We start from the raw sequence: 12,303 nt of genomic DNA, 5'->3' as shown, positions 1-12,303 counted from the left end.
CGCCGTGACCTGGCAACCCGAAATCGACGAACTGGCCTGGCGGCGGCGGCTTGCCGAGCGCATGGGGGGCGAAGACAAGGTGGCGCGCCACCGCGAGGCCGGCAAGCTGACCGTGCGCGAGCGCATCGCCGGGATCGCCGATGCGGGATCGTTCCGCGAAGTCGGCGGCCTGAGCGGCAGCGGCCGCTATGACAGCAACGGCCGCCTGGTGGACCTGGTGCCGTCGAACCTGGTGATGGGCCGCGCGCAGGTCGGCGGACGTCCGGTCGTGCTGGTCGGCGACGATTTCACCGTGCGCGGCGGCGCCAATGACGGCGCGGTGGGCGACAAGCTGATCCACGCCGAGAAGATGGCGCATGACCTGCGCCTGCCGATGATCCGGCTGGTGGACGGCACCGGCGGGGGCGGCTCGGTGCGCAATATCGAGATCAAGGGCCATACGCTGATCCCCACCATGAAGGTCTGGCAGCACGTGGTGGAGAACATGTCCGTGGTGCCGGTGGTGTCGCTGGCGCTCGGATCGGTTGCGGGCATGGGGGCGGCACGCGTCGCCGCCAGCCACTACTCGGTGATGGTCCGGGAGACTTCGCAGGTGTTCACGGAAGGGCCGCCCGTGGTGGCGCGCATCGGCCAGCAGCTCACCAAGGGCGAACTGGGCGGCAGCCATATCCACACGCGCAACGGCGTGGTGGACGACGAGGTCGCCACCGAGCAGGAGGCCTTTGAACAAGCGCGCCGCTTCCTGTCCTACCTGCCGGCGTCGGTCCATGAACTGCCGCCGCGCACCGAGCCGACCGATGATCCCGCGCGCCGCGACGAGTGGCTGCTCGCCGCCATTCCGCGCGATGGCCGTGCCGTCTACAAGATTCGCCCGATCGTGCAGGCGCTGGTGGACGACGGCTCCTTCTTCGAGACCGGCCGGCAATGGGGCTGCGCCATCGTGACCGGGCTGGCCCGGCTGGACGGCTGGCCCGTGGCGGTGATCGCGAGCGACCCTTATTTCCATGGCGGCGGCTGGGACAGCGCGACCGCCGAGAAATTCACGCGCTTCGTCGACCTGGCGCAAGCCTTCCACCTGCCCGTGGTCAACCTGGTCGATACCGCCGGCTTCCAGATCGGCCTTGAAGCGGAGCAGGCAGGAACCATGCGCCATGGCGTGCGCGCGCTGGCCGCGGTGTACCAGGCGACCGTGCCGTGGTGCTCGGTCATCCTGCGCCGGGCCTATGGCATGTCCGCCGCCGCGCACCAGCATATGGGACGGTTCAACTGCCGCTACGCGTGGCCTTCGGCCAACTGGGGGGCGATGCCGATCGAAGGCGGCCTGGAGGTGGCCTACAAGGCCGAGATCGAAGGCGCCGACGACCCGGTGCAGAAGCGCGCCGAGATCGAGCAGCGCGTGCGCAGCCTGACGTCGCCGTTCCGCAGCGCCGAGGCCTTCGTCATCGAGGACATCATCGACCCGCGCGAGACCCGCACGCTGCTGTGCGAGTTCGCCAATCTGGCCGCGCCGCTGCGCGAAACCGGCATCAGCCGGTTCGGCATCCGGCCCTGAACGCGATTCACCGACATGCCGTGGCCGTGGCCGCGGCATGGGCACCACACCGTTGGACTGGCCGCAGAAGCCAAACGACCATCGTCCCGCCCCGCGCCTGCTGTCGGCGCGGTTCGGACACCGCAATCTGAACGAGGAGACCGAATTGAAGAAGCTGTTGATCGCCAACCGGGGGGAGATTGCATTGCGCGTCCTGCGCGCCGCGCGCGATCTCGAGATCGCCACCGTCGCGGTGTATTCGCAGGACGATGCCAGCGCGCGGCACCGCCTGCTGGCTGACGAGGCGATTGCCCTCGACGGCTCGGGGCCGGCCGCCTACATCGACATTGCGGGGATCATCGCCGCGGCGAAGGCTTCCGGCAGCGATGCGATCCATCCGGGCTACGGCTTCCTGAGCGAGCGCGCGGATTTCGCGCAGGCGTGCAGCGATGCCGGCATCACCTTTGTCGGACCGGCCATCGAGCAGCTTGCGCTGTTCGGCGACAAGGGGCGCGCGCTCGAACTGGCGATGGACAGCGACGTCCCGGTCATGCCCGCGACGCGCGGCAGCGCTTCGCTCGAAGAGATCACCAGCTTCTTCGACGCGCAGGGCGACGCCGGCGTGGTCATCAAGGCCGTCGGCGGCGGCGGCGGCCGCGGCATGCGCGTGGTGCGGCGGCGCGAGGAGCTGGCCGAAGCGTATGCGCGCTGCCGGTCCGAAGCGGCCTCCGCGTTCGGGGTCGATGCGCTCTATGCCGAGCGGCTGGTCAGCCGCGCGCGCCATATCGAAGTGCAGATTGCCGGCGACGGTGCCCACGTCATCGCGCTCGGCGAACGTGACTGCACCTTGCAGCGCCGCTTCCAGAAGCTCGTCGAGATCGCGCCAAGCCCGGTGCTCCGGCCAGCCTTGCGCGAACAGATCATCAAGGCCGCGCTGCGGCTCGCGCGCCGCGTGAACTACCGGAGCCTGGGCACCTTCGAGTTCCTGGTCGAGGAAACCGCATCGGGCGAGCAGAAGGACTTTGTCTTCATCGAGGCCAATCCGCGCCTGCAGGTCGAGCACACCATCACCGAGCAGGTCACCGGCGTGGATCTCGTCGCGCTGCAGATCGGTCTCGCAGCGGGGCGCACGCTCGGCGAGCTTGGCCTCGACGCGGCCACGCCCCCGCAACCGAAGGGCTATGCGATCCAGGTCCGTGTCAACGCGGAGATTACCGATGCACAGGGCCTTGCACGGCCGGCGCATGGCCGGCTGGAGCGCTTCGACCCGCCTTGCGGCCCCGACGTGCGCGTCGATTCGCATGGCTACACCGGCTACGAGCCATCGCCGAACTTCGACACCCTGCTGGCCAAGCTGATCGTGACCAGCGCCGCGCCGAAGTTCGACGCCGCCGTGCGGCGCCTGCAGCGCAGCCTTGCGGAGTTCCGGATCGTCGGCGTGCCGACCAATATCGATCTGCTGCGCGCGCTGGTGCAGCGCGACGACTTCCTCGCGCAGGACGTGCATACGCGGCACTTCGAAGCGATCCTGCCCGAGCTGGCGGCATCGGCCGAAGCCATTGCACAAGCCGGGCGTGCGCAGGAGGCGCTGCTCGGCGGTGCCGCGCGCCCGGCGGCAGCGCACACGCCACGCGCGTCCGAACCCGAGGAAGAGGTGGAGGAAGGGCTGGTCGCGATCCGTGCGCCGCTGACGGGCCGTGTGGTCGAGATCTCCGTCGGGCTCGATGACCTCGTCAAGCCAGGGCAGACCGTGGCGGTGCTCGACGCCATGAAGATGGAACACGCGATCGCGGCCGCATGCGGTGGACGCGTGGTCGACCTGCGGCTGGAGAAGGGCGCGCTGACATCCGAAGGCCAGATCCTGATCGTGCTGGAGCAGGTCGAGGCCGATGGCGTGTCCGTTGCAGCGGCCCAGAAAGCCGATCCGCACGCGATCCGGGCGGACCTGCAGCGCGTGCTGGACCGGCATGCCATCCTCGAAGACGCCGCACGGCCCGACGCCGTCGCCCGGCGCCGCTCGCGCGGCCAGCGCACCGCCCGCGAGAACGTCGCCGACCTGTGCGACGCCGATTCCTTCGTGGAATACGGCGCGCTGGCGCTCGCGGCGCAGTCGACCCGCCGCACGAAAGAGGACCTTATCGCCAACACGCCGGCGGACGGACTGATCACCGGCATCGGCAACATCAACGGCGCGCTCGTCGGCACGGACCGCGCACGCAGCGCGGTGATGGCCTACGACGCGACGGTGCTCGCGGGCACGCAGGGCAAGCGCAATCACATCAAGACCGACCGCATCGTCGAAGTGGCGCTGCGCGATGAACTGCCGCTGGTGCTCTTCGCCGAAGGCGGCGGCGGGCGGCCCGGCGACGTGGATTTCCCCTCGGTGTCCGGGCTCTACCAGCCGTCGTTTGCCGCCTTCGCGGAGCTCAGCGGCGAGGTGCCGGTGGTCGGCATCGTGTCGGGCCGCTGCTTCGCCGGCAACGCCGCGTTCCTTGGCTGCTGCGATGTGATCATTGCCGACAAGTCGGCGAATATCGGCATGGCGGGCCCGGCGATGATCGAAGGCGGTGGTCTCGGCATCTTCCGCCCTGAAGAGGTCGGTCCCGCGCCGGTGCAGTTCGCCAATGGCGTGATCGACGTGCTGGTCGAGAACGAGGCGGAAGCCGTGCAGGTGGCGAAGCACTACCTGTCGATGTTCCAGGGGCGCGTCGAACACTGGAGCGCGCCCGACCCGCTGGCGCTGCGCCATGTCGTGCCCGAGAACCGGCTGCGCGTGTACGACACGCGCAAGGCCATCGAGGGGATCGCCGACGCCGGCAGCGTGCTGATGCTGCGCGGCGGCTTCGGCGCGGGTATCCACACCGCGCTGGCGCGCGTGGAAGGCCGGCCCGTGGGCATCATGGCCAACAACCCCTATCACCTCGGCGGCGCCATCGACGCGGATGCCGCGGACAAGGCCGCGCGCTTCATGCAACTGTGCGATGCGCACGGGCTGCCGATCGTCTCTCTGGTCGACACCCCGGGGTTCATGGTCGGGCCCGAGTGCGAGGCCCGCGCGCAGGTGCGCCATGTGTCGCGCATGTTCCTGACGGCGGCCAAGCTGCGTGTCGCGCTGCTGGCCGTGACGCTGCGCAAGGGCTATGGCCTGGGCGCGATGGCCATGGCGGGCGGCGGCTTCCGCTCGGCGAACTTCACCGTGTCGTGGCCGACCGGCGAATTCGGCCCGATGGGCCTGGAAGGCGCCGTCCGGCTCGGCTTCAGGAAGGAACTCGAAGCGGTGCCGGACGGCCCCGAACGCAAGGCGCTGTTCGACAAGCTGGTCGCGCAGTCGTACGAACGCGGCCACGCGATCAACACGGCCGCGGCGGTGGAGATCGATGCCGTGATCGACCCGGCCCAGACGCGGAAATGGATCGCACAGGGCATTGCGTCGGCCGAGGTGCGCAGCCGCCGCGAGCGCCGCGCGTTCGTCGATGCGTGGTAAGCGCCGGCGCAGCGAGATCCGTCCATCACAGCCAGGGAGTTTCCATGATCATGAAAGGTCCTGATCCGGCGCAGCTCGCGCTGGGCGGGCTGCGCGTACTCGAAATCGGCGCCGGTCCGGCGCTGGCGTACGCGGGCAAGCTGTTCTCCGACTTCGGCGCCGAAGTCATCAAGGTCGAAAGCCTTGCGGGCGATGCATGGCGGCAGATGCCGCCGATGGTCAGCGTGCCCGGCGCGGCGCAGCCGGACAGCGCGCTGTTCGCGTGGCTGAACACCAACAAGCGCAGCGTCACCGCCGATGTGGCAAGCGTGGACGACAGCGCATGGCTTGCACAGCTCGCGCGCACTTGCGACGTGGTGCTCGACGCGCGCGCACTGACCGGGGGGGCGGGCATCCTCGCCACGCCGGTCTGGTCCGGCGCGGACGGCGGGCATGAGCCGGTCGAGGTGGCCCTCACCTGGTTCGGAGAGAGCGGGCCCTACAGCGAGTATGCGGGCGGGGAGGCCATGTGCCGGGCCCTTGCCGGCGCGGTGCACGGAAGCGGCCCGGCAGACGGCCCTCCGCACATGCCCCATGATGTGCAGACCGCGATCGTCGTCGGCCTGACCGCATTCTCGGCCGCGGTGGCAGGCCTGATCGGCAGCGGTCAAGGCAGCCGCCGGTACGTGCTGAGCGAGCATGAGTGCATCTTCAGCGTGGTCGAGATGGAAGCCGGCATGGTGCCCGACCAGCGCCACCCGCTGCGGCGCCTTGGCGTCAACCGCTTCTGCGGCACGCATCCGGCCGGCATCTTCGAGACCGCGCAGGGCTGGATCGGCATCTTCACGCACACGCTGCCGCAGTGGAAGGCACTGTGCGAAGCCATCGGGCGTCCCGAATTGGGCAGCGATCCGCGCTTCGCCAACGGCCAGGAACGCATGGCTCGGGCGGACGAGATCGACGCGCTGCTCATTCCCGCGTTCCGGACGCGCACGGCCAGGGAGTGGTTCGAGATCCTCGGCGACAAGAAGCATCCGACGGTGATCGTGCCGACCATGGAGGAACTGCTGCGGCAGGACGTGCATCGCCAGCGCAATGCGTTCGTGCCGGTCGAAGCCGGAGGCATTGCATTCGAAGGCCCGGTCGTGCCGCTGCGCCTCGATGCGGCGGGGCCGCTGCTCGGCGGTCCGGCACCGGTGAAGGGCGCGCAGGATGCCTTCTACCGGGCCGCCGGACTGGATCACCACCCGCGCCGGCAGCTCAGGAGGACGTCCTCTGCGGAACTCCCGCTGCAGGGCGTTCGCGTCATCGACCTGACGATGGGCTGGGCGGGGCCGCTCGCGTCGCGGACACTGGCCGATTTCGGCGCGGAGATCATCAAGGTCGAGAGCACGGGCTATCCGGACTGGTGGCGCGGCGCCAACTTCACCGAGGAATTCTATCGGGAGCGGCTGTACGAGAAGAACTCCAACTTCAACCTGATGAACCGCAACAAGCTCGGCATCACGCTGGACCTGACGCGGCCCGAAGGCAGGCAGTTGCTGCTCGACCTGGTGGCACGCGCCGACGCGGTGATCGAGAACTACTCGGCCGAGGTCCTGCCGAAGCTCGGCCTCGACTACGAGGCACTGCGCGCCGTGAACGAACGCCTGGTCATGGTGTCGATGCCGGCCTTCGGGCTGGGCAACGCGTGGAGCAACACGCGCGCCTATGGCGGCACGCTCGAGCAGGCCAGCGGGCTGCCGCTCCACACCGGACACCCGGACGGGCCGCCTGCCATGACCTCGTACGCCTACGGCGATCCGGTCGGTGGCCTGAATGCGGGGGCCGCGATGCTGCTGGCGCTGTTCGCGCAGCAGGCGACGGGCAAGGGCCGGCATCTCAATCTGTCGCAGGTCGAAGCCATGTTGCCGATGGCGGCGCCGTTCATCATCGAACAGTCGGTTTCGGGCGCGGTCGCGCCGCGCCAGGGCAATCGCCATCCCGTGAACGCACCGCATGGCTGCTTCCGCTGCGCTGGCGACGACGCGTGGATCGTGCTGACCGCCACGGATGCGGACTGGCCCGGACTGTGCCGCGCGATCGGCAGGGGAGACCTCGGCGACGATCGACGGCTGGCCGATGCCGCAGGGCGTCGTGCGCAGCAGGACAGGATCGAGGCGGCGATCGCGTCGTGGACCGCCGCGCGCGATCCGGAAGACGCCATGCGCCTGCTGCAGCAGGCCGGCATCGCCGCTGGCGTGGTCCGTCCGATGTCGCAGGTGCTCCAGGACGCCCACCTGCGCGCACGCGGATTCTGGCGCGGCCTGGAGCGCGCGCACAGCGGCACGTACACCGCCAGCACCGCATGGTTCCGCACCGGCAACGAAGCCATGCCGATCCGCAACGCGGCGCCGACCCTGGGCCAGCACACCGAAGAAGTCCTGGCCTGCGTGCTGGGACTCGGCGCGGCGCGGATCGCGGAACTTGAACGCATGGGAATTACCGGCAAGACGGCGCAGCCCAGGTCATCGGGCAAGGCCGCATAGGTCAACCAGCCTTTCACGAACTATCAGCAGGAACAGGAGACAAGCATGCAGGAACGCAACATTGCTTCACGCTGCCAGCGGGCCGCGGGCCGGTTCGGACTCGCCGTCGCCGCGCTGGTCGCGCTGACTTGCACCATGTCGGGTCCGGCCGCCGCGCAGAGCGCAAACTGGCCGAACAAGCCGATCCGGATGATCGTGCCGTTCCCGGCGGGATCGTTCACCGACACCGTGGCGCGCGTCCTGTCCGAGCACCTGAGCAAGTCGCTCGGACAGTCCGTGATCGTGGACAACAAGGCCGGCGCGAACGGGCTGATCGGCGTGGCCGAGGCCGCCAGGGCGGCGCCGGATGGTTACACGCTGCTGGTCACCAATTCCAGCAGCATCACCATCAACCACCAGGTCTACAAGAAGAGCAACTACAAGCCGAAGGACTTCACGCCGGTCACGCTCGTGCTAGAGGCGCCATTCATCCTCGTGACGAACCCGGAGTGGTCGCAGAAGAACGCCGTCGGCACGGTGCCGGACCTCGTCAAGTTCGCGGCGCAGAATCCCGGCAAGATCAGCTACGGCTCGGCGGGCCCCGGCAATATCGCGCACCTGAGCTTCGCGATGCTGAACAACCGGACGAAGATCAGGACGACGCATATTCCGTACAAGTCCGCCGCGCAGGCGGAGATGGCCGTGATGAGCGGGGAGCTGGAGACCGCCTTCGACACCTGGACCGCGCTGCCGCAGATCAAGGTCGGCAAGCTCAAGCCGCTCGCCGTCAGTTCATCGAAGCGCATGACGCAGTTGCCGGATGTGCCGACCCTCGAAGAACTCGGCATTGCGCCGTTCAACGTGACGTTCTGGATCGGCATGCTCGCCCCCGCCGGCACGCCGCCGCAGATCGTTCAGAAGCTGAATGCGATCACGCACGGGATGCTTGAGGACAGCAAGGCGAAGGCGGCCCTCGGGCAGCAGGGCGATGTGGTGATGATCGATTCCGCCACGTTCGCGAAGCGCATCGAGAAGGAGGATGCGAACTGGGGCGCGGTGATCCAGCGCGAAGGCATCACGCTGGACTGATGGCGCTGCGGCAATGCACGGCGGGCGGCGGCTTCAGAAGGCTGCGCCTGCCATCGGCGACCCGGGGCTCCCTCCCGGGCCGCCTCCCGGGCTGACGGATTGCCGCAGCGAATCCGGCCGGCGTGCTACAGTGCAGGTCCTCCCATGCCAGTCGTCCGGCCGCGTGCCAGCGACGCCGCTATCTCCCCCTCATGATCGACAGCCTCATTGCGGCATTGCTTACCCTGCTGCTCAAGGCTTTCGCCGCAGTGCCGTATCGATGGTCCGCCCGCATTGGCGCAGCACTTGGCGGGCTGCTTTACTGCATCCCGAGCCGCAGGCGGGACATCGTCCATACCAACCTGTCGTTGTGTTTCCCCGACCTGACCGATGCCGCACGGCGCGGCCTGGCACGGCTGCATTTTCGCCACGTCATGCGCAGCTACGTCGAGCGAGGCGTGCAATGGTTTGGTGACCGCGAGCGCCTCAATGGCCTCATGCGACTGGAATCCGAGATCGACCTGTCGTCGTGCTCGCGCACGCCGACGATTTTCCTCGGCTTCCACTTCGTCGCCATCGAAGCCGGCTGCATGTTCTATTCGATGGCCAACCCCGTGACGTCGCTCTACACCCGGATGTCGAACCGGGCGCTCGAAAACATTGCCAGAACGCAGCGCGAGCGGTTTGGCGCGGTCATGGTGCCGCGCAACGACAGCGCCAGGCAGGTCATCCAGTCATTGCGCAAGGGCGTGCCGGTCATGCTTGCCGCTGACATGGACTTCGGCCTGAAGGACTCCGTCTTCGTGCCGTTCTTCGGCGTCTCGGCCTGCACACTGATCTCGGTGTCCCGTCTCGCCAGGGTAACAGGTGCGCAGGTGGTGCCATTCACAACCGAGGTCTTGCCCGATTATCGCGGCTACAAGCTCCGGGTGTTCAAGCCCCTGCAGGGTTTTCCGTCTGCCTGCGTGACGGCCGACGCGGCGCAGATGAACGCGTTTCTCGAAACGCAGATCCTGCGAAATCCCGAGCAGTACTATTGGGTGCACCGCCGCTTCAAGAACCGGCCCGCGGGGGAAGCGAGGATCTATTGAGGCGCGCCGGAGCCGGAGCCGCGTGAGTCGCGCTTATCCGCCTTATCCGGGATACATGGATGACGGAACCACTGCGTTCCGTCATGGGCGCCAGTCAACGCTTGCGTGCCGCCCGCCTACTTGCGCGTCGTCCTGGCGCGAACGACCTTCTTCACCACGCCGGCGCGCGGCGCTTCCCTGACGGCCGCGGCGCCGCCGCCATGCATCTGTTCCAGCCACGTCAGCGCATCCACGTAAGACAGGAACTGCTCGAAGTACGCGGGCGACATCTCGCGCATCAGCGTCAGCGAGCGATGCACGAGATGGCTGGAATTGAGCGGCCCCGCGTGCTCGGGCACCCGCTCCAGCGACTGCTGCAACTGCTGGCTCGCGCTGACGCGCGTCCAGGTATCCCGGAAATAGTCGATCAGCTTCGGCTCGACGCGCCATCTGTCGCGTGGCGCGCTGCGCGGCGCCGCGCCGGGGGCAGCGGTGGCATCGCGCAACGGGGCCTGGCTCGCGATGTAGTCGACCACCTCGGCCAGCGTGCCGCGCGCCGGCAGCCCGGGGTGCGGCGCATCGCCGGCGTCCCGCAGCGCTGCGTGTCCCACGGTATCGCCGTAGGCCCTGACCAGTTCCGACAGCCTGCCGTCGAGCAGGCTGCGTGCGTCGCCACTGTGGCCAGCCGCACGCCGTGCCATCGCTTCGATCAGGCGGAACCGGACCGGGTCGACGCGGTCGGCGCCGCTCTCGCGCCAGGCGGCCAGCGTGTCGAGCACGGCGTCGCTAGCCATGCGGCTTCCCCGTGCCCATGGATACGCGCGGAACGGGAGCGATCTCCACGCGCCGGTTGCGGGCGCGGCCGGCCTCGTCGGCATTCGACGTCACCGGCTGCTCGGCACCGAACGCGGCCGAGAACACGGATGCGGCCGGAATGCCCGCATCGATCAGGGCGCGGGTCACCGTCAGGGCGCGCTGGGCGGACAGTTCCCAGTTGTCGGCGAACCGGCGGTTGCGTTCGCGCACCTGCTGGTCGTCGGTGAAGCCGCTCACCATCAGGATCTCGTCGCGCGAGCGCAGGTAGGCCGACAGCGGGCCGGCCAGGCTCTTCAGCACGTCACGGCCCTGCGGCTGGAGCTGGTCCGAGTTGAGCGCGAACAGCACGTTGCCATTGATGCCGATGCGGCCGTTCACCAGCGTCACGCGGCCGGCGGCCAGCGGCGCCGCGAGCGCCTTTTCCAGACTCTCTCGGCGCTGCATTTCTTCCTGGCGCTGCCTCGCTTCCTTCTCCAGCCTGGACGTGAGTTCCATCTGCGCGCCGATGACGCCCAGCAGGATCAGCACGAACGCCCCCAGCACCACGGACATCAGGTCGCCGAAGACGGCCCAGGTCGGCACCGACGGCTCGACCCCTGCGTCGATGTCGTCGTCTCTCATGCCGCCTCTGCGTTGGATGCCTGTTGCCCGGCAAGCTGCTGCAGGTCGTCAAGCACCTGCTTCTGCGAGCGCATGCTGAGGTCGACGACCTCGCGCGCCTGCGCCACGTAGTAGGCAAGCTGCTCGTCGCTGCGCACCATGGATTTGTCGAGCGCGGTCTCGATGCGCTCCAGGTGCGCCATCAGCTTGTCGTTGGACGCGCTGAACATCTGCACGGCCACGCCAAGTGCCTCGCCGAGGCTGGCCACTTCGACGGCGCTGCCCGTGACCTGCGCGGCCACGCTGGCGAGCTTGCCGGTTTCGGCTTCCACCTGATCGTGGAAGCGCGTGCCGACACGATCGAGCAGGTCGGCCGTGGTGGCGACGAGGCTGTCGACGGCCGCGCGCTGCTCGGTGGAGGCATGGTTGACCGCATCGAGCAGCGTGCCCAGCGTTTCCAGCAGGCGGCCGCGCTCTTCGAGCATCGCGTTGTCGCGCCCCATGCTGTCCGTGAGCTTCTGGCGCAGTTCCGCGATGACCTCGGCCGCGGCCTTGGGCGCTTCGGTGGCGACCTGCACCAGGCGGGAGACCTCGGCGATGGTGTGGCTGGCTTGTGCCTGCGTCTGGGCCGTAATCTCGCGCGAGGTCTGCGCCAGCGTGTCGCAGATTTCCTGCTGGCGGCTGGTCGTCTGCGTCGTGGCCTGCTCCCATTCCTGTCGCAGCGATGCGGCCATGGTGCCCAGCGTCTCGGTCCAGGCGGTCATGCGCTGCTCGTCGCGCGCGGCCATGTCGGCCTGAAGGGCCACGGCGGCCTTGGGGGCCTGCTCGGCGGCCTGCACCAGGCGGTCGATCTCGGCGATGGTGCTGCTGGCGTGCGTGCGCGCTTCCGCCGACATCGCGCGCGCGGTCTGCGCCAGCGTGTCGGTGATCTGCTGCTGATGGCCCGCGGCGTTGGCGCTGGCCTGCTCCATCTGCGCGCGCAGCGTCGCCGCCATGCCGGCCAGCGCCTCGGTCCATGCGGCCAGGCGCTGCTGATCGCGGGAGGCCAGTTCTTCCTGCAGCGCGACGGCGGCCTTCGGGGCCAGTTCCGCCGCCCGGACCAGGCGGTCGATCTCGGCGATGGTGCTGCTGGCGTGGGTGCGCGCTTCCGCCGACATATCGCGCGCGGTCTGCGCCAGCGTGTCGGTGATCTGCTGCTGATGGCCCGCGGCGTTGGCGCTGGCCTGCTCCATCTGCGCGCGCAGCGTC

The 12,303-nt window shown here is 68.9% G+C and carries 8 protein-coding genes; 5 read left to right on the top strand and 3 right to left on the bottom strand.

The genetic code is table 11. The features are described from left to right. The first annotated feature begins 4 nt into the window (after window positions 1-4). From KHO22_RS21890 to KHO22_RS21870, 5 genes are all read left to right on the top strand, one after another. Complete coding sequence (locus KHO22_RS21890; RefSeq protein ID WP_211949274.1) at window positions 5-1,552, top strand: acyl-CoA carboxylase subunit beta; 1,548 nt, start codon at window positions 5-7, stop codon at window positions 1,550-1,552. Between the two features lie 145 nt (window positions 1,553-1,697). Next, window positions 1,698-5,015, top strand: a complete 3,318-nt coding sequence (locus KHO22_RS21885; protein ID WP_211949273.1) for an acetyl-CoA carboxylase family protein — start codon at window positions 1,698-1,700, stop codon at window positions 5,013-5,015. A gap of 44 nt (window positions 5,016-5,059) precedes the next feature. Then, the gene (locus tag KHO22_RS21880) at window positions 5,060-7,522 is read left to right on the top strand and encodes a CaiB/BaiF CoA-transferase family protein (protein ID WP_211949272.1); all 2,463 of its coding nucleotides are present in this window, start codon (window positions 5,060-5,062) and stop codon (window positions 7,520-7,522) included. Window positions 7,523-7,567: 45 nt separating this feature from the next. Continuing rightward, window positions 7,568-8,590 (top strand): Bug family tripartite tricarboxylate transporter substrate binding protein, encoded by a 1,023-nt coding sequence (locus tag KHO22_RS21875; RefSeq protein WP_211949271.1) that lies wholly within the window; start codon window positions 7,568-7,570, stop codon window positions 8,588-8,590. A gap of 191 nt (window positions 8,591-8,781) precedes the next feature. Further along, on the top strand, window positions 8,782-9,660 hold the full coding sequence (locus KHO22_RS21870; RefSeq protein ID WP_211949270.1) for a lipid A biosynthesis lauroyl acyltransferase: 879 nt from the start codon (window positions 8,782-8,784) through the stop codon (window positions 9,658-9,660). A gap of 116 nt (window positions 9,661-9,776) precedes the next feature. Here the strand turns inward: KHO22_RS21870 and KHO22_RS21865 are convergent, their stop codons facing one another. The 3 genes from KHO22_RS21865 to KHO22_RS21855 form a co-directional block, all read right to left on the bottom strand. Next, window positions 9,777-10,433: a DUF2894 domain-containing protein gene (locus tag KHO22_RS21865; RefSeq protein WP_211949269.1), complete on the bottom strand. Its 657-nt coding sequence runs from the start codon at window positions 10,431-10,433 to the stop codon at window positions 9,777-9,779. Continuing rightward, a complete protein-coding gene (locus KHO22_RS21860; protein WP_211949268.1) occupies window positions 10,426-11,076 on the bottom strand; it encodes an OmpA family protein in 651 nt (216 codons plus the stop codon). The genes KHO22_RS21865 and KHO22_RS21860 overlap by 8 nt, the downstream gene beginning before the upstream one ends. Further along, window positions 11,073-12,303: coiled-coil domain-containing protein (locus KHO22_RS21855; RefSeq protein ID WP_476728697.1), on the bottom strand; the 1,231-nt coding region annotated here is incomplete at its 5' end. The genes KHO22_RS21860 and KHO22_RS21855, both read right to left, overlap by 4 nt.

Origin of the sequence: Cupriavidus yeoncheonensis, assembly GCF_905397275.1 — a bacterium.
Taxonomy (GTDB): Bacteria; Pseudomonadota; Gammaproteobacteria; order Burkholderiales; family Burkholderiaceae; genus Cupriavidus; species Cupriavidus yeoncheonensis.
Note: the sequence above shows the minus strand (reverse complement) of the source record. Positions and strands in the feature narration are given on the sequence as shown.

What these genes read in the sequence shown, in the direction of transcription:
- KHO22_RS21870 (WP_211949270.1), top strand. Translation starts at nt 8,782, where the DNA reads ATGATCGACAGCCTCATTGCGGCATTGCTTACCCTGCTGCTCAAGGCT.
- KHO22_RS21860 (WP_211949268.1), bottom strand. Translation starts at nt 11,076, where the DNA reads ATGAGAGACGACGACATCGACGCAGGGGTCGAGCCGTCGGTGCCGACC.
- KHO22_RS21875 (WP_211949271.1), top strand. Translation starts at nt 7,568, where the DNA reads ATGCAGGAACGCAACATTGCTTCACGCTGCCAGCGGGCCGCGGGCCGG.
- KHO22_RS21865 (WP_211949269.1), bottom strand. Translation starts at nt 10,433, where the DNA reads ATGGCTAGCGACGCCGTGCTCGACACGCTGGCCGCCTGGCGCGAGAGC.
- KHO22_RS21880 (WP_211949272.1), top strand. Translation starts at nt 5,060, where the DNA reads ATGATCATGAAAGGTCCTGATCCGGCGCAGCTCGCGCTGGGCGGGCTG.